This window comes from Streptomyces sp. L7 (assembly GCF_050990935.1).
Taxonomy (GTDB): domain Bacteria; phylum Actinomycetota; class Actinomycetes; order Actinomycetales; family Microbacteriaceae; genus Leifsonia.
Genome location: NZ_CP194644.1, coordinates 839,009 through 855,252, shown reverse-complemented (window position 1 = coordinate 855,252; position 16,244 = coordinate 839,009). Strand labels below are relative to the sequence as shown.

Below are 16,244 nucleotides of genomic sequence, written 5' to 3'. Positions count from 1 at the left end.
TGCGGCGGTTCAGCCGACCTTGTGCAGCCAGATGACCGAGGTGTCGTCGTGCGCGCGGCGGAACGGCTCCAGCTCGTCGTCCCAGGCCTGGCCGAGGGCCAGCCGCAGTTCGCGGTGCAGTTCGAGCGGGTTGGAGCCGGCGACCTCCATCGCGTAGCGGATGCGGTCCTCGGGTACGACCGTGTTGCCCGCGGTGTCGGTCTGGACGAAGAAGATGCCGAGGTCGGGGGTGTGCATCCAGCGGCCGCCGTCGGTGCCGAGGCCGGCGTCCTCCGTCACCTCATAACGCAGATGCTCCCAGCCGCGCAGTGCGGTCGCGAGACGCGCCCCGGTACCCTGCGGGCCGTCCCAGAAGAACTCGGTGCGCTGGGCGCCTTTCAGCACCGGCTGCGTCTCCCACGTGAAGTTGACGGCGCGACCGAGTGCGCGTCCTGCCGCCCACTCGATGTGCGGGCAGAGCGCGCTGGGAGAGGAGTGCACGTAGAGCACTCCTCGGGCTGCGTGAGCCGTCATGGTTTTCCTCCTTCGTCGGTACGTCTTCCCCTACGACCGCGAACGAGTGCCATGACTTCTATGAAGTTGACTACGGCGATTATGCCGGAGAACGCGCCCGAGTTACAAGATTGTGATTCGGCGATTCATGCGTGCCGGCGCGTCGCAGGCGGAATAGCATACCGGGTATGTCGGTCCAGTATGGTTTCCTCGCGGTGCTGACCCAAGGCCCCGCCTACGGCTCGCAGCTCCAGAACGAGTTCCTTCTGCGGGCGGCCAACCGCCGCCAGCTCAACGCCGGGCAGGTGTACTCCACGCTCGACCGGATGACCGAGCAGGGTCTGATCGAGTCGGCCGGTGAGACCGAGGACGGCCTGCCGCTGTACCGGCTCACGGACACCGGGACGGAGGAGGCGACCTCCTGGCTGACCTCCGGCCCGCGGGACGCCCGCCCGGACTGGGACGAGATGCAGGACCAGGTGCTGGTGGCCGCTTCGCTCGACGGGGCGGACGCCGCGGCGGTCGTCGCCGACTACCGCGCCGCGTTCGCCGAGCGCATCCGGGAGCTGACGCACGACGCGGACTCGCGTGCGGTGCTGGCGGCGAACCGGGCCGCTGAACTCGGCGCCCGCGCTGCGATCGAGTGGCTGGACGAGGTGGCCAAGGCCCTCGCCGCGCACCCGGGAGCGCTCGCGCAGCCGCGCTGCCCCGAGCGCCCGCGCCGCGGCCGCAAACCGGCGGCGGCCGTCGACTGACCTCCGCCAGCGCCGAGGGGCGTCAGTGCAGGAGGTTGCCGTCCTTGTCGAGGACGTTCTTCTCGCCGGCCTCGATCGGCACCGCGAAGCGGTTCTGGGCGGGCGGCAGCGGGCAGTTGAAGTTGTAGCTGAAGGCGCAGGGCGGCAGGACGGCGAGGTTGAAGTCCAGCGTAACGGTGCCGTCCTCGTTGGGGACGACGAACAGGAACCGGCCGACCGAGTAGGTGCTCTCGCCGTTCGTGGTGTCCGAGAAGACGAGCTGCAGCGCGCGGCCCGCCTTGAACGCGGCGAGGTTGTAGTCGACGCCGTCCTTCGTGAACGTGATCTCGCCCGGGATGACCATGTCCCGGGTCGCGCCGTCGTCCTTGAGGTGCTCGAAACCGACCGTCTTGCCGCCCTCGATCGGCGAGAACGTCGCTGTGATGATCCACTCGGGGTTGAACGGGAAGGCGTCGATCGAGCCGAACTTCTGGATGTCCTCCGACTGCGCGTCCCAGACCCGCAGCGCGTACTCGCCCTGCTCGTTCGCGATGACGAAGCCGGTGACGGTGTCGCTGAAGCGGACGGCGCCCGGGTTCGGGTCGTCCTTGCCGCGCACGATCGCGGAGCCGTCGACCAGCACGTCGTCGACGAAGACGTTGTCGGTGGCGGCGGCCGTGACCGTGAGGCCCGACTGGCCGGCGGGAAGCGGCGACCAGAGGCCCGGGACGCCCCAGACCGGCTGCCCGGAGCCCGGCTCCCCGGTGATCCACTGCGTGTTCACGAGCGCCAGGTTGCCCTGCGGGGCGGTGACGGCCTGCGCGCGGCGGGCGTGGTACCGGTCGAGGACGGCGTCGGGCTCGGCGGGGGCGGTGGTGTCGGTCATGGTCTCCATCCTCTGTCAGGTCGGTGGGTGCAACCAAGCGCGACACTCCCCCATTCCCGTGGTGCGCGCCGGCGCACCCACGGGGTCACTTGGCGTCGCCGTAGCTGTCGACCACCGCGGCGGTGACCGGGAAGTCGACCGGGAATCCGCCGAACAGCAGGCGCCCGGCAGCCTCGGCCGACGCCCGGACCTCGGCGGCGACAGCCTCAGCAGACTCCGCGGGCGTGTGGACGATGACCTCGTCGTGGAGGAAGTAGACCAGGTGCGGGCCTGCGGTGAAGGCCGCGCCCTCCGGCGTCAGCCGGGCGAGCCGGTTGCGCAGCTCGGCCATCCAGCACAGCGCCCACTCGGCGGCGCTAGCCTGCACGACGAAGTTGCGCGTGAAGCGACCCCAGTCACGCGCCTGGCTGCGCGCCCTGCGCTCCTCGGCCGGTGTGGACTCGGCTCCGGAGGCCGCCGACTGGGTGGCCTGCCAGCTCCCGCCCGGACGCGGGGAGCTGCGGCCGAGCCGGGAGGTCACGATGTCGCCGCGCTCCCCGGTGCGCGCCGCGTCCTCCACGAGCCGCACGGCCCGCGGGTAGGCGCGCGCGAGCCGCGGCATCAACCGGCCGCTGTCGCCCGTCGTCGCGCCGTACATGGCGCCGAGCATGGCGACCTTGGCCTGGGCGCGCTCCTCCACCGCCCCGCTCGCCACGATGCCGGCGTAGAGGTCACGACCGCGTCCGGCCTCGGCCATCGCAGTGTCGCCGGCGAGGCCGGTGAGGATCCGCGGCTCGAGCTGGGCGGCGTCCGCGACCACGAGCTTCCAGCCCGGGTCGGCGACGACCGCGCCGCGCACCTCCTTGGGGAGCTGGAGTGCTCCGCCCCCGCGCGTGGCCCAGCGTCCGGTGACGACGCCGCCCGGGATGTAGTCGGGCCGGAACCGCCCGTCGCGCACCCAGGCATCGAGCCAGCTCCAGCCGTTCGCCGCGTGCAGCCGGGCGAGCTTCTTGTACTTCAGGACCGCCGGGATCGCGGGGTGATCGAGTTCGCGCAGCTCCCACAAGCGCGTCGAGGTCACCATCAACCCCGCGCGTTGCAGCGCCTTCAGCAGCTCGGGCGGGCTGTCGGGGTTGAGGTCGGGTGCCTCCAGGCCGGCGCGGATCTCCGCCGCGAGGGTCTCCAGCACCTCCGGCCGCCCGTAACGCGGGCGCGGGCCGAGGACGGCGCGCAGCAGCTCATCGTGCCGGTCGACGCTGTACGGCAGGCCCGCGTGCTGCATCTCGGTCGCGATCAGCGCGCCGGCGGACTCGGCGGCGAGCAGGAGGCGGAGCCGGCCGGGCTCGGCGCTGCTCGCGACGGCCTCCTGCTGGGCGGCGTACTCCTGCTCGATGGAGGGCCGTGCGGTCTCCGCGGGATGGTCGAGGTCGAAGAGCGTCGCAGCGCTCGCGGACGGTTCGGGCTCGTCGTCCAGTGCGCGGGCGGCGTCCCACGGGCCGAGCGGGGCCGCGGCCAGCGCGGACCCTGCGCTCAGTGTGGAAGCGCGCAGGATCGCGTGGCTGAGCCGCAGATCCACGCAGCGCTCGACCCGGACGCCGGACTGCAGCAGCCGCGGGTACCAGCCCCGGGTGTCGTCCCACACCCAGCGCGGACGCGACGTCGCCTCCTCGCGCCGGACGTATTCCGGCAGGTCGGCCTCGGCGAGCTCGGTGCGCCCGGCGTCGTCGCCGTCCGGGCGGATCACCGCGATGCGCCCGGGAGCGACGCGGTCGAGAAGGAGCTGCACGCCTCAATTCTGCATGCGACGGAGGACACTTCCGGCTATAGTGAGGAAACGTCACTTTAAGCGATGCCGACCCGAAAGGCGAGCGACGATGACAGAGTACCTGCACGACTCCCAGGGAGTGTGGATCGCGTACCGTCCCGATCCGCAATCACGCTGGCTGTTCAACTCCGAGGGCGACTGGATCGGCTGGTTCCCCTGGTCGGACGACATCGCCGTGACCCCCGGCGGCTCCTACCTCGGAACGGTCCACGGCGACAGGCTCTACGTGGACGACGACCACCCCTACCGCGGCAACCCGGGCTACCCGGGAGCGCCGGGCTACCCGGGTCAGGCACCCTATCCGGGCGCCGGACCGTACGTCGGGCTGCCCGACGGCTGCGAGGACGTGGCGCCCGCGCTGCTCTGGCCGCGTATCGCCTCCTGAGCCCTCAGCCCGCCAGCGCCGCGAGCCGCGACCGCAGTTCGGGCCAGGACGCGCCGAACCCGGGATGAAGCGGCAGGTCCGCGACCTCCGGCACCGACACCCAGCGCAGCTCGATGCTCTCGATGTCGGCCATGTGCGGCTCGAACACGCGCACCGCCTGAGCGACGACCGTGGTGTACGACCAGAAGCCGAGGTCGAGCACGCTCTCGAACAGCACGTGCACGGCGTCCGCAGGCACCGCCGCCTCCTCCGCGGCCTCCCGCAGCGCGCCCTCCACCGCGGTCTCGCCTTCGTGCCTGGCGCCGCCCGGGAGACCCCAGGTGCCGCCGAAGTGGCTCCAGTCGGCGCGGTGCTGAAGCAGCACGCCGCGCCGCAGGTCGTGGACGAGCAGGCCCGCGGCGCCGAAGCGGCCCCAGAAGCGTTCGCCGTTCGGACCTTCCACCCATGCGTCGCCGGAGTTCACGTCTCCACGTTAGCCGCCCGGCCGAAGCCGGTGACGCCGCGTGACGGTTCTCGCAGGAGGGTCCTACTGTGTGGACATGACACTCCAACGCTGGCGCCACCTCACCGAGTGGCCCCTCACCGCGGCCGCTGCGGTGTTCCTCGTCGCCTACGCCTGGGAGGTCATCGGCGACCTCCGCGGGCCAGAGCTCATCGTCGCGGAGACGGTGATCTGGATCACCTGGGCCATCTTCCTGCTGGACTACTTCGTCTGCCTGATCCTCGCGCCGCAGCGCTGGCGCTGGTTCTACACGCACCTGTTCGACCTGGCCATCGTCGTGCTGCCGATGCTCCGGCCCTTGCGGCTGCTGCGGCTGGTGACGATCCTCGCCATTCTGCAACGGAGCGCCGGCGCGGCGTTCCGCGGACGGGTGCTCGTCTACGTCGCCGGGGCCGGCAGCCTCCTGGTGTTCACGGCCGCGCTGGCGGCGCTGGATGCAGAACGCGGGGTGCCGCACGCACGCATCCAGACCTTCCCGCAGGCCATCTGGTGGGCGTTCGAGACCATCTCGACGGTCGGCTACGGCGACTACGTCCCGGTCACAGAGGTGGGCAAGCTGGTCGCGGTCGGCCTGATGATCGGCGGCATCGCGACCCTCGGCATCGTGACGGCGACCCTGGCCTCCTGGATCGTCGAGCGGGTCGCGCAGACCGAGATCGACATGCGTGCGGCCACCCGCGGGCAGATCCGCGAACTGTCCGGTCAGGTGGCCGAACTGAAGGCCCTGCTCGAGCAGAGGTCCGCCTGATGCCGGTGCGCAGCGCGGCGATCCTGCTGCACCGCCTCGGTGCGTCCGGCCGGGAGGTGTGGATCGCGCACATGGGGGGTCCGTTCTGGGCGCGCAAGGACGAGGGCGCCTGGACGCTGCCCAAGGGACTGGTCGAGGAGGACGACGTGGACGAGCTCGCCGCGGCCCGGCGGGAGTTCGCCGAGGAGATGGGGGCACCCTCCCCCGACGCGGTGTACGTCCCGCTCGGCGAGTTCCGCGCCTCCGGCAAGACCTTCGTGGTGTTCGCGGCGGACGCCGATTTCGGCCCCATCGAGCTGGTCAGCAACGAGTTCGAGCTGGAGTGGCCGCCGCGTTCCGGCGTGTTCCGGACGTTCCCCGAGGTGGACGACGCCGGCTGGCATCCCATCGGCGAGGCGTACGCGAAGCTCGCGAAAGGGCAGCGGCCCATTCTGGACGCGCTCCAGCGTCAACTCGGCGGATCCGGATCCGACTAGCGCGCACGGCACCCCTGCGGACGTATCGTTGGCTGCACGTGCCGGACGGGACGAAGGAGGAGCAGGTGGCGAAGAAGAAGGCGGAGAAGGACGCCGAAAAGGCCCTGATCACCGCACGAGCCGCTGTGGACGAAGCGCAGCGGCTGGTCAAGAAGCTCGACAAGAAGACCCGCAAGGAGGCCGACGAGCTCGAGGCCGCGCTCGAACAGGCCGCGAAGGATGCGAAGAAGGCCTCGCAGCGCGCCGGCAAGACCGCGGCGGCGGCGGCGAAGGACGCCAAGGAGAAGGCCCAGGCCGCCAGAGCGCAGGCACGGGCGGCCGCCTCGGCGCCTGCGGCGAGCACCGGCATCCCGACGTTCCGCGACCTGCGCGACCGGGCGAAGGCACAGGGCATCCAGGGCTACTCGCGCATGAACAAGGCGCAGCTCCTGCATGCGCTCGGCGAGGGCTGATGTTCACCGGCCGGTAACCGGCTGCTTCTACGGTTGCCGCCGTGACTGACACCACCGCCGAGCCCGCGATCCTCTCGGCGCTGGGCCGCGCGCCTGCGCCGCGGACGCTGATCGATGTCCTGCGGGAGTCCGCCGCGGCCAACCCGCAGGGCTCGGCGATCGAGGACGCCCGCGGCGCGCTCAGCTACCGCGAGCTGCTCGCGCGAGTGCTCGCCACCGCGGCGCGACTGCGTGAGGCCGGGGTGCGCCGCGGCGACCGCGTCGGTGTGCGGATGACCTCCGGCAGCCGGGACCTCTACCTGGCGATCCTCGGCGTGCTCGCCGCCGGCGCCGCGTACGTGCCGGTGGACGCCGACGACCCGCAGGAGCGCGCCGACCTGGTGTTCGGCGAGGCGGACGTGCGCGGGGTCATCACGGACGACGGCTACCTCGCCGCGCTGTCCGAGGGCGGAGACGCGGACGCCGTCGCGGTGGACGCGGTGGCCGCCGCCGGACCGCTCGTGGTGCGGGGGCTGGAGCCGCACCCGAGCACCTCGGGCCTTCCGGTCGTCGACCCGCCGACGCCTGAGGACGACGCGTGGATCATCTTCACCTCCGGCTCGACCGGAACGCCGAAGGGTGTCGCCGTGCGGCACCGCTCCGCCGCCGCGTTCGTGGACGCCGAGTCGCGGCTGTTCCTGCAGGACGAGCCGATCGGCCCGGGCGACCGGGTGCTCGCTGGGCTCTCGGTGGCGTTCGACGCCTCTTGCGAGGAGATGTGGCTGGCCTGGGGCCACGGCGCGTGCCTCGTGCCTGCGCCGCGCTCGCTGGTGCGCACCGGCATGGACCTCGGCCCGTGGCTGGCCGCCCGCCGCATCACCGTCGTCTCGACCGTCCCGACCCTCGCGGCGCTCTGGCCGACCGACGCGCTCGATACCGTGCGGTTGCTGATCTTCGGGGGCGAGTCCTGCCCTCCGGAGCTGGTCAACCGGCTCGCTGTGGAGGGCCGCGAGGTCTGGAACACCTACGGACCCACCGAGGCGACCGTCGTCGCCTGTGCGAGCCCGCTCACCGCGGGCGAGCCGGTGCGGATCGGCCTTCCCCTCGACGGCTGGGACCTCGCGGTCGTCGGCCCGGACGGCACCCCGGTCGCGAACGGCGAGAGTGGAGAGCTCATCATCGGCGGCGTCGGTCTCGCCCGCTACCTCGACCCGGTGAAGGACGCCGAGAAGTACGCGCCGCTCCCCTCGCTCGGCTGGCAGCGCGCGTACCGCAGCGGCGACCTGGTCCGCTTCGACCCGGCCGGCCTGTTCTACCTGGGCCGGGCCGACGACCAGGTCAAGGTCGGCGGCCGGCGGATCGAGCTCGGCGAAGTGGAGGCCGCACTCCAGCAGCTCCCCGGAGTGTCCGGAGCCGCCGCCGCGGTGCGGAAGAGTGCGGCGGGGAACGACGTGCTGGTCGGCTACCTTGCCGTCCCGGAACGCGCGGCCTTCGACCGGCGCGCCGCCTTGGCGGAGCTGCGCGAGGAGCTGCCCGCCGCGCTCGTGCCGCTGCTGGCGGTGGTGGACGACCTCCCGGTCCGCACGTCCGGCAAGGTCGACCGGGCCGCGCTCCCCTGGCCGCTGGAGGAGGCCGACGAGGACGCGCCGGTCCTCGACCCGGTCTCCGAGCTCCTCGCGGCCGACTGGCGCAGCGTTCTCGGCCTGCCGGTGAGCGGACCCGACGACAACTTCTTCGACCTCGGCGGCGGCTCGCTCGCCGCCGCGCAGCTCGTCTCGCTCGTGCGCAGGCGGCACCCGGACATCACCGTCGCCGACATCTACGCGCACCCGCGCTTCGGCTCGCTCGCCTCCGCGCTCGCGGAGAGCTCGCCATCCGCGTCCGCTGCCTCCACGCACGTCGTCCCGCCGACGCCGCGGCGGATGCAGGTTCTCCAGACGGTGCTCGGGGTTCCGTTGTTCATCCTCAACGGCATCCGCTGGCTGCTCTACCTGCTGACCGCCGCGGCCGTCCTGCGGCCATTCGGCGGGTTCGGGTTCCTGCCCGAGGTGGACCTGGTCTGGCTGATCGCGGGGCTGATCGTCTTCGTCACGCCGTGGGGCCGGATGGCCATCGCCGTGGCCGCCGCGCGGCTCCTGCTGCTCGGGGTCATGGCCGGCGACTACCCGCGCGGCGGCGGCGTGCACCTGCGGCTGTGGCTCGCCGAGCAGGTCGCCCACCAGATCGGCGCGGCCAGCCTCGCCGGAGCTCCCTGGATCAGCTACTACGCGCGGGCGCTCGGCGCCACGATCGACCGCGGTGTGGACCTGCATGCGCTGCCTCCGGTGACGGGGATGCTGCGGATCGGCGCGGGCGCCTCCATCGAGCCGGAGGTGGACCTCGCCGGGTACTGGATCGACGGCGACCTGGTGCGCATCGGCGAGATCCGCATCGGGGCCGGGAGCTCGGTCGGCGCCCGCAGCTCGCTCATGCCGGGTGCGAAGATCGGCCGCGACGCGACCGTCGCGCCGGGATCCGCGGTCTTCGGCCGGGTGCCCGCCGGGCAGAACTGGGCGGGCTCCCCGCCGTGCGGGTGGGCAAGGCGCGCGTGTGGTGGCCGGGCGAGCGGCCGCTGCGCCGCACCCGCTGGGTCGCCGCCTACGCCGCGGCCTCCCTCGTCGTCTCGTTGGTCCCGGTGGTCGCGCTCGGCGTCGGAGGGCTGATCGTTGCGGCGTTCACGCGCGGCGCGACTACGATCGCCGGTGCGATCCCCGGGGCCGCCGCCGCGCTCGTCCCCGCGACGCTGGCGGCGGGCGTGGTGCTCGCGGGTGTCGTCGTGGTGCTGGTCCGCCTGCTCGGCCTCGGGCTGCGGGAGGGCGTCCACCCGGTGCGCAGCCGCGCCGGCTGGCAGGTGTGGTCGGCCGAGCGACTGCTCGACATGGCCAGGACACTGCTGTTCCCGCTCTACTCCAGCCTGTTCACGCCGGTCTGGTTGCGCATGCTCGGCGCGCGCGTGGGGCGCGACGTGGAGGCCTCGACCGTGCTCCTGCTGCCCGCGATGACCAAGATCCGCGACGGCGCGTTCCTCGCCGACGACACGCTGGTCGCCGCCTACGAGCTCGGCGGCGGTTATGTGCGCATCGCGGAGGCGGAGATCGGCACGCGCGCGTTCCTCGGAAACTCAGGGATGGCCGGCGGCGGCAACCGGGTGCCGCGGGACGGCCTGGTGGCGGTGCTCTCGGTCGCTCCGCGCAAGGCCAAGGCGGGGACCTCCTGGCTGGGCTCGCCCCCGGTGAAGCTTCGACGGCGCGCGCAGGACGCCGACCTCTCCCGCACCTTCGAGCCGAAGGCGTCCCTGCGCGTCGCCCGCACGGCCTGGGAGCTGTTGCGCATCGTCCCGGTGTTCGTCACCTGCGCCATCGGCCTCACGGCGCTGCTGGCCCTCGCCGCGCTCTCAGACGCGTGGGGGGTGGGCTGGGCGATCGTCCTCAGCGGCACGGTCCTTCTGGTCACCGGCGCGGTCGCGGCCGCCGTCAGCACCGCGGCGAAGTGGGCGCTGCTCGGACGGCTGAAGCCGGGCGAGCACCCACTCTGGTCGTCGTTCATCTGGCGCAGCGAAGTCTCGGACACCTTCACCGAGATGGTCGCGGCGCCCTGGTTCGCCTGGGCCGCCGCAGGCACGCCCGCGCTGGTCTGGTGGCTGCGCAGTCTCGGCGCCCGCATCGGGCACGGCGTCTGGATCGACAGCTACTGGCTCCCGGAGGCCGACCTGGTCGAGCTGGGCGACGCATCCACGGTCAACCGGGGCTGCGTCGTGCAGACGCACCTGTTCCATGATCGAATCATGAGCATGGACCAGGTGATCATCGAACGCGGCGGGACGCTCGGCCCGCACAGCGTGATCCTGCCCGCAGCCGCGATCGGCTCCGACGCGACGGTCGGGCCGGCCTCCCTGGTCATGCGCGGCGAGACCGTGCCCGACCGCAGCCGGTGGAGTGGGAACCCGATCGGCCCGTGGCGGGACGTGGTGGTACGCGAGTACCGTGCGGTGCGATGAGCACCGTCCCCTTCGACGCAGAGGCCGCCCTTCCGGCCGCCGCCCACGTCTACCTTCCGCGCTCCGGCAGCGTCGACTTCTCGGTGCTCTCCTACGACCTCGACCTGTCGTACAAGGTGGCGACCAACCGTCTCGACGCGACCGCTGTGATCCAGGCCAGAGCGAACGTCCAGCTCACCGCGATCTCCCTCGATCTCGTCCATCTGCGCGCCAAGCGGGTCAAGCTGGACGGTGACAAGCGCACCCGCTTCACCCAGTCCCCCACCCACCTGCGCGTCGTGCCGACGCGGCCCATCGCCGCAGGCGCCGAGTTCACGCTCGAGATCGCCTACGACGGCTCCCCCGCGCCGCGGCGGACCCGCTGGGGCACCCTCGGCTGGGAGGAGTTGAGCGACGGGGTGATCGTCGCCGCCCAGCCTTCCGGGGCGCCGACCTGGTTCCCGTGCAACGACCGCCCGTCCGACAAGGCTGCGTACCGCATCACCATCACCACCGAGCAGCCGTACACCGTGCTCGCGACCGGCGAGCTGGTCGACCACAGCGTCAGCGGAGGTCGCGGCACCTGGACCTTCGAGCGTACGGAGCCGACGGCGACCTACCTCGCCGCGGTGCAGATCGGCCGCTACGTGCTGGAGCCCCGGCGCACCGGCGGGGTGGAATGGGTGATCGCCTATCCCCCGGCGCTCGCGCGCCGCGTGCTGGCCGACTTCGCGCCGGTCGCGCGGATGATCGAGTGCTTCCAGGAGCGCTTCGGCCCGTACCCGTTCCCGTCGTACACCGTTGTGGTGACCGAGGACCCGCTGGAGATCCCGCTCGAGTCGCAGGGCATGGCCACCTTCGGTTCGACGCACGTCGACGGCCGCGGCGGCTCGGAGCGCCTGATCGCGCACGAACTCGCCCACCAGTGGTTCGGCAACAGCGTCGGCGTGGCCGGCTGGGCGGACATCTGGCTGAACGAAGGATTCGCCTGCTACGCCGAGTGGATCTGGTCGGAGTACTCCGGCGGCCCCTCGGCGAGCACGCTCGCACGCACCCACCACGCCGTCCTGCGCGTGAAGCCGAAGGACCTCGTGCTCGCGGACCCTGGCGTCGAGAGCATGTTCGACGACCGGGTCTACAAGCGTGGGGCGTGCCTCCTCCACGCGCTCCGCCGGAGGCTGGGCGACGAGACGTTCTTCGGCCTGCTGCGCGGCTGGTCGGCCGCCCACCGTTTCGGGACGGCGTCGACGGCGGACTTCGAATCGTTCGCGGCCGGATTCTCCGACGAGCCGCTGAAGGAGTTCTTCGACGGGTGGCTGCGCGAGACGCGGCTGCCGTCGCTCAGCGACTGACCGTGCGGCTCGGTCCTGGGCTAGGGCCGGTCCTGGGCTAGGGCCGGTCCTGCGCTAGGGCCGGTCCTCCGGGCGCCGCTCCTGGCCGGTGATGCCGTCGATGCGCGGGGCGTCGTGCGCGGGCGCCGCGGTCGTCGGAGCCGCCGTGGCGGACTCGGTGGCCGGGCGGGGCGGCGGCACGTCGTCGCGGCGGGCGTCGTCACGATGGGCGTCGTCCGCGTCGTCGCCGGCGACCACACGATTGCCGTGCCGGTCCGTCGTCACGTCCGGGTCGACCTCGTCGGCGCGGCTCAGCTTGGCCTGCTGCTCGTCGCGGGCGGCCGCGGCGGCGCGCTCGCGCTCCTCGGCCTCGCGTCGCAGCCGTTCGGCCTCGACCTCGGCCTGCTGGGCGTCCGCGGCGGCCCGGGCGGACTTCGCCTCCCGCTCCCGCGCGGCCAGCTCGTCGCGGGAGGCGGCCTCCCGCAGCTCGGTCGCCCGCTGCCGGTCGGCCTCCAGCTTGCGCCGTCGGCCCACCGTGGAGACGACGATGACGATTCCCACGACGACGACCACGACGACGACGATCAGCACGATCCATCCGATTGCGTTCATGCCGTGGCATGGTACGCGCGGCACGGGGCGCCGGAAGGGCCTTGCGGTCGGGGGCGGTAGGTGCAGTCGCCGCCGACGCAGGTTCCGGTGGGTGAAGCTGCATCCTGGGCACGACCCGGCGCCCCGGGCTCTCGGGCCGCCCCGAGCAGCCGGGCGAGCGTCGGCGGGCTAGCCGAAGATGTTCCACCCTCCGCCCGAGGCGACCGCCGGCGCGTAGCCCGGGGTCGGGATACCGGCGAGGCCGGTGCCCGGGTAGTAGACCAGCGTGCCGTCCGTGCGCACCCCGAGCAGGTCGCCGGTGCGAGCGGTGGCCGTGTCTCCCGTGCCCGTGACCGAGCTGAAGATCGTCCAGCCGGACCCGACGGGGCTGGGGTTTCCCAGCCCGGCGTTGCCCGGGCCCATCGCTCCGTTGCCCGCGTAGAACCAGAGGGTGCCATCGGGCTTCTGGGCGACCACGTCGGCCTTGCCGTCGGCGTTGGAGTCCCCGGTGGAGTCGATGGCGGTGAACTGGTTCCATCCGCTGCCGACCACCGTCGGCGTGCCGAACCACGAGGTCGACGACGGCGTCTGCCGGACGCCCGGGTACAGGAGCATGGTCCCGTCGGGACGTGTGGCCAGGATGTCCTGCACGCCGTCGCCGTTGAAGTCGCCAGAGACGATCTGCGAGAAGGCGCTCCAGCCGCCGCTGCCGATCAGGATGCCCGGGAGGTAGGACGATGGCGTCGTCGGGTTGACCACGCCCGTGCTCGGATACAGCCAGAGGGTGCCGTCGTTGCGCACCGCGACGAGATCCGACTTGCCGTCGCCGGTGAAGTCGCCCCCGTTGATCACCTTGCTGAAGATGTCCCAGCCCCAGCCGATCTTCACGCCGTTCTGGTAACTGCGGTTCACGCCGTTGGTCGACCCGTTGCCCGCGTAGAAGTACAGCGTGCCGTCGGGCGTCGTGGCGAGGATATCCGGCTTGCCGTCGCTGTTGACATCACCGGCGCCGATCACGCGATTGAAGATGTTCCATCCCGATCCGACGACCTGCGCGGCGCCGTACGCGGCTTGAGCGAGGCTGCTTCCGGAATAGAAGTTCAGCATGCCGTTCGCGGCCCGCGCCAGGAGGTCCGGCTTGCCGTCCCCGTTGATGTCGCCGGGCGCGACCAGCAGGTCACCCGGGCTGTAGCCGGGTGTGGTGATCTGCGAGCCGGCCTGATAGCCGGTCGCCGATCCGCGGTAGTACCACAGCGATCCATCGCTCTTGGCGGCCAGCAGGTCGTCCCAGCCGTCTCCGTTCAGGTCGCCGATGCCGACGACCTGGGTGAAGGCGTTCCAGCCGCCGTTGTAGAGCACTCCGGACTGGTAGCCGTTGCTCGTGCCGTCGACGTGGCCCGTCCCGGCGTACAGCCAGAGCGTCCCGTCGGGCTTGCGACCGAGGAGGTCGGGCTTGTGGTCGCCGTTGACGTCGCCCGCGGCGATGATGTCGGTGAAGGCGTCCCAACCGGCGCCGATCTGGATCCCCGTCCCCAGGCCCGGATTCGACGCGCTCAGAGTGCCGACGGCGCCGGTGCCCGGATAGAGCCAGAGCGTCCCGTCTGGTTTGCGGGCGAGGAGGTCGGGCTTGCCGTCGCCGTTCACGTCGCCCGCGGCGATGATCGAGTCGAAGACACCCCAGCCCGAGCCGATCTGCACGCCGGCGGCAAAGGCGCCCGATCCGGACGCCCCCGTCCCCGCATAGAACCAGAGGGTCCCGTCGGGTTTGCGCGCCAGCACGTCCGGTTTCCCGTCACCGTTCAGGTCGCCGAACCCGATGATCGGCTGCGCCATCGGAACGATCGAGCTGACCGGGACCCCCGTGGTGGCGAGCTTGTACAGCGCCGCGGCGTTGCCGTTGAAGACATCCTGGTCGCCGGGGAAGATGCCGCTGTCCGCCCACTGCCACATCGTGTAGGCGGTCCATCCGGCGGGCAGCGTTCCCGCTCCGTCGGACACGGAGTTCGGGTACCGCGCGATGAACAGCGGATTCGCGCTGAACGCCGCGGTGTTCCCCGTGCAGGTGACCCACCAGTTCGTGGTCGAGTAGATCGCGGGGAGCGCACCCGTGAGTGCCTGGACGGTCCGCGAGAAGTCGGCGATCCAGCTCACCATCGCCGGCTGGCTGAGGCCGTAGCAGGTGTTCGTGCCGTCGGTGGACGTGTAGGGGTCGTACTCGATGTCCAGCAGCGGCGGCAGCGTCCGGCCGTCCGCGCTCCAGCCGCCGCCGTTGGCGACGAAGTACCGGGCCTGAGTGGCTCCGGAGCTCACGTTGGGGACGGCGAAGTGATAGGCGCCGCGGGTCAGACCCGCCGCGTAGGAGCCGTTGTACTGGGTCGCGAACTGGCTGGAGGTGTAGTCGGTGCTCTCCGAAGCCTTGATGTAGACGAACTTCGCGCCGTTGGCAGCCACCTGGCTCCAGTTGATGCCGGTCTGCCAGCCGCTGACGTCGAGACCGGGCAACCCGGGCGGAACCGTGTTCGGCGTGACCGTCGCGTTCGGCGAGGCGGTCTTCGGGGAGGTGGAAGTGTTCGGGGCCGCGGTCGCCGCCGCCGGGTCGTACTGCCGGATCGTGGAGCCCATCGTGTGGTTGTGGGCCCGGTTCATCGTCGAGAGGTCGGGATCCGCGCTCGGAGTCGCGGCCGAACCGGTCGCGGTGGGAGCCGGTGTGGGCGTCGGTGTGGGCGTCGCGGTCTGGACGGGGGCCGCGGTCGGCGCGGCGGCGCCACGGAGCGTCGCCGCACCCGCAGGGGCGCCGGCGGGCATGACCAGAGCGGCCACCGTGGCCAGAGTGGCCAGTGTGACTAGAGTGACAGAAAGCGGTCGTTCGTTTCGCATGATGGGCTCCCGGCGCGAATGCTTCTATCAGCCCCGGGGTCGGTCAGGGCGCGCGCCACCGCCATGTTACCCTCGCACCGCGCGAGAGTATCGCCCCAATAAAGGTGTAGCTTCGGGCAGCCGACCGCACTCGATGCGCGGTTCGCAAGAGATGCCTGCACAGAAGGAGGAGCGCGTGCGCACACATTGGGCCCGGTTGGCCGTAGCCGCCGCGGTGGCCGTCGTCGGAGTCTCGCTCGGGACCGCACCCGACGCGGCGACGGCGGCTGGTCTCCCCTCTCCGTCCACTGCGCGCACGAGCGCGACGCCGGCGCCTTCGCCGAGTCCGGCGCCGAGCTCCTCCCACGCCACGACGGCGAAGCCGCCCTCGGCCGACTTCGCGAGTCGCGGGCACAAGCGCAGTTGCGCGGACCCGGCCCCGAAGCACGTGGCCTGCCTGGCCGAGACGGTCAACGGCATCGCCCAGCCGTCGGTGACGACGGCCACCGCCCCGCCCGGCTACGCGCCCGCCGACCTCCGCGCCGCGTACGGGCTGCCCTCCACCGGCGGAGCCGCCGCCACCGTGGCCGTCGTCGACGCGTTCGACTCTCCGACGGCCGAGGCCGACCTGGCCACCTATCGCTCGCAGTTCGGGCTGCCCGCGTGCACGACCGCGAACGGGTGCTTCCGCAAGGTCGACCAGCGCGGTGGGACGAACTACCCCGGTGTCGACCCGTCGCACGGCTGGGATCAGGAGACCGCCATCGACCTGGACATGGTGAGCGCCGCGTGTCCGGCCTGCCGCATCCTGCTGGTCGAGTCCGATGACGCCAGCCTCGACAACATGGGCCCCGCCGTCGACACGGCGGTGTCGCTCGGAGCCCAGTTCATCTCCAACTCCTACGGAGCGCAGGCCGGCGCCGGCGACGACTTCAGTCCGTGGGAGCCGGACTACAACCATCCCGGTGTCGTCGTCACCGCGGCCAGCGGTGA

General features: G+C 72.1%; 12 protein-coding genes and 1 pseudogene. 7 read left to right on the top strand and 6 right to left on the bottom strand.

The window, feature by feature from the left end:
- Positions 1–9: 9 nt before the first annotated feature.
- Positions 10–513, bottom strand: coding sequence for a DUF3145 domain-containing protein (locus ACR5MH_RS04180; RefSeq protein ID WP_179606052.1), 504 nt, complete (start codon positions 511–513; stop codon positions 10–12).
- Between the two features lie 167 nt (positions 514–680).
- Here ACR5MH_RS04180 and ACR5MH_RS04175 point away from each other — a divergent pair, with 167 nt between their 5' ends.
- Positions 681–1,247 (top strand): PadR family transcriptional regulator, encoded by a 567-nt coding sequence (locus ACR5MH_RS04175; protein ID WP_431346475.1) that lies wholly within the window; start codon positions 681–683, stop codon positions 1,245–1,247.
- A 22-nt stretch (positions 1,248–1,269) separates the two neighbouring features.
- Here the strand turns inward: ACR5MH_RS04175 and ACR5MH_RS04170 are convergent, their stop codons facing one another.
- Together ACR5MH_RS04170 and ACR5MH_RS04165 are read right to left on the bottom strand one after the other, a co-directional pair.
- Entirely contained in the window at positions 1,270–2,112 is an 843-nt protein-coding gene (locus ACR5MH_RS04170; RefSeq protein WP_431346476.1) for a DUF1684 domain-containing protein, read from the bottom strand.
- 85 nt (positions 2,113–2,197) lie between these two features.
- On the bottom strand, positions 2,198–3,877 hold the full coding sequence (locus ACR5MH_RS04165; RefSeq protein ID WP_431346477.1) for a bifunctional 3'-5' exonuclease/DNA polymerase: 1,680 nt from the start codon (positions 3,875–3,877) through the stop codon (positions 2,198–2,200).
- 88 nt (positions 3,878–3,965) lie between these two features.
- Between ACR5MH_RS04165 and ACR5MH_RS04160 the strand changes: the two genes are divergently transcribed.
- The gene (locus tag ACR5MH_RS04160; RefSeq protein WP_431346478.1) at positions 3,966–4,301 is read left to right on the top strand and encodes a hypothetical protein; all 336 of its coding nucleotides are present in this window, start codon (positions 3,966–3,968) and stop codon (positions 4,299–4,301) included.
- Positions 4,302–4,305: 4 nt separating this feature from the next.
- On the opposite strand, the gene ACR5MH_RS04155 is transcribed toward ACR5MH_RS04160, so the two are convergent.
- Positions 4,306–4,764, bottom strand: coding sequence for an NUDIX domain-containing protein (locus tag ACR5MH_RS04155; RefSeq protein ID WP_431346479.1), 459 nt, complete (start codon positions 4,762–4,764; stop codon positions 4,306–4,308).
- 76 nt (positions 4,765–4,840) lie between these two features.
- Between ACR5MH_RS04155 and ACR5MH_RS04150 the strand changes: the two genes are divergently transcribed.
- The 5 genes and pseudogenes from ACR5MH_RS04150 (at position 4,841) to ACR5MH_RS04130 (ending at position 11,825) form a co-directional block, all read left to right on the top strand.
- Entirely contained in the window at positions 4,841–5,551 is a 711-nt protein-coding gene (locus ACR5MH_RS04150; protein WP_431346480.1) for a potassium channel family protein, read from the top strand.
- The gene (locus ACR5MH_RS04145; protein WP_431346481.1) at positions 5,551–6,027 is read left to right on the top strand and encodes an NUDIX domain-containing protein; all 477 of its coding nucleotides are present in this window, start codon (positions 5,551–5,553) and stop codon (positions 6,025–6,027) included. Before ACR5MH_RS04150 ends, ACR5MH_RS04145 begins: the two co-directional genes overlap by 1 nt.
- Positions 6,028–6,092: 65 nt before the next feature.
- On the top strand, positions 6,093–6,479 hold the full coding sequence (locus ACR5MH_RS04140) for a hypothetical protein (RefSeq protein WP_431346482.1): 387 nt from the start codon (positions 6,093–6,095) through the stop codon (positions 6,477–6,479).
- Between the two features lie 41 nt (positions 6,480–6,520).
- Positions 6,521–10,494: pseudogene (locus tag ACR5MH_RS04135) on the top strand (Pls/PosA family non-ribosomal peptide synthetase).
- A complete protein-coding gene (locus tag ACR5MH_RS04130) occupies positions 10,491–11,825 on the top strand; it encodes a M1 family metallopeptidase (protein WP_433862321.1) in 1,335 nt (444 codons plus the stop codon). Before ACR5MH_RS04135 ends, ACR5MH_RS04130 begins: the two are co-directional and overlap by 4 nt.
- 54 nt (positions 11,826–11,879) lie before the next feature.
- Here the strand turns inward: ACR5MH_RS04130 and ACR5MH_RS04125 are convergent, their stop codons facing one another.
- Both ACR5MH_RS04125 and ACR5MH_RS04120 read right to left on the bottom strand, forming a co-directional pair.
- Positions 11,880–12,416, bottom strand: a complete 537-nt coding sequence (locus tag ACR5MH_RS04125) for a hypothetical protein (RefSeq protein WP_431346483.1) — start codon at positions 12,414–12,416, stop codon at positions 11,880–11,882.
- Between the two features lie 168 nt (positions 12,417–12,584).
- Positions 12,585–15,215 (bottom strand): GH25 family lysozyme, encoded by a 2,631-nt coding sequence (locus ACR5MH_RS04120; RefSeq protein ID WP_433862320.1) that lies wholly within the window; start codon positions 15,213–15,215, stop codon positions 12,585–12,587.
- Positions 15,216–16,244 lie beyond the last annotated feature (1,029 nt).

Excerpts from the sequence above, each read along its gene's own strand:
- ACR5MH_RS04150 (WP_431346480.1), top strand. The coding sequence starts at position 4,841 with ATGACACTCCAACGCTGGCGCCACCTCACCGAGTGGCCCCTCACCGCG.
- ACR5MH_RS04180 (WP_179606052.1), bottom strand. The coding sequence starts at position 513 with ATGACGGCTCACGCAGCCCGAGGAGTGCTCTACGTGCACTCCTCTCCC.
- ACR5MH_RS04175 (WP_431346475.1), top strand. The coding sequence starts at position 681 with ATGTCGGTCCAGTATGGTTTCCTCGCGGTGCTGACCCAAGGCCCCGCC.
- ACR5MH_RS04145 (WP_431346481.1), top strand. The coding sequence starts at position 5,551 with ATGCCGGTGCGCAGCGCGGCGATCCTGCTGCACCGCCTCGGTGCGTCC.
- ACR5MH_RS04170 (WP_431346476.1), bottom strand. The coding sequence starts at position 2,112 with ATGACCGACACCACCGCCCCCGCCGAGCCCGACGCCGTCCTCGACCGG.
- ACR5MH_RS04125 (WP_431346483.1), bottom strand. The coding sequence starts at position 12,416 with ATGAACGCAATCGGATGGATCGTGCTGATCGTCGTCGTCGTGGTCGTC.
- ACR5MH_RS04130 (WP_433862321.1), top strand. The coding sequence starts at position 10,491 with ATGAGCACCGTCCCCTTCGACGCAGAGGCCGCCCTTCCGGCCGCCGCC.
- ACR5MH_RS04160 (WP_431346478.1), top strand. The coding sequence starts at position 3,966 with ATGACAGAGTACCTGCACGACTCCCAGGGAGTGTGGATCGCGTACCGT.